General features: G+C 42.7%; 1 protein-coding gene. It reads left to right on the top strand.

All coding sequences use genetic code 11. From position 1 onward, the window contains the following. Positions 1–314: DUF2776 family protein (locus tag K0040_RS22505; protein WP_228110457.1), on the top strand; the 314-nt coding region annotated here is incomplete at its 5' end. Between the last annotated feature and the right edge of the window lie 152 nt (positions 315–466).

The following is a 466-nucleotide window of genomic DNA, read 5'->3' as shown; positions in this document are numbered from 1 at the left end:
GTTCCGATGCAAGCGCCCGACTGGCTCCCGGCATTATTCTTATTTGCCTCGGAATGATCTGTTACAGCATATTCTCAAAAGTCTGGCTACTGGCACTGGTATGGAGACGTACCTGTTCGTTAGCCAACAGAATACCGATGATTCCCGTCTTCACCTGCCTGTTTTGCCTTTTCCTGGCATCGTTTCTTGCGGAAATGGCGCAGACCGACATGGGATATTTTATTCCTTCGCGGGTTTTGGTCGGTTTAGGAGCGGTATGCTTTACGTTGTTCTCAATCGTTTCAATATTAGAAGCAGGTTCTGCTAAAAAATAATTGCAACGTACCGGATAAAACCAGCGTTGACCATTTGCGTAACGCTGGTTTTTCTTAGGCATCATGAAATAACGCAGCATTAATGCATAGTGGTTAAGGATAAAAAAACAACAAAGTTACTGTTTTTTTCAACCTGTTCATATTTTATAAAG

This window comes from Terrisporobacter petrolearius (genome assembly GCF_020748185.1).
Lineage (GTDB): Bacteria > Bacillota > Clostridia > Peptostreptococcales > Peptostreptococcaceae > Terrisporobacter > Terrisporobacter petrolearius.
The sequence above is the reverse complement of the archived record's forward strand: the minus strand, read 5'-3'. Positions and strand labels throughout refer to the sequence as shown.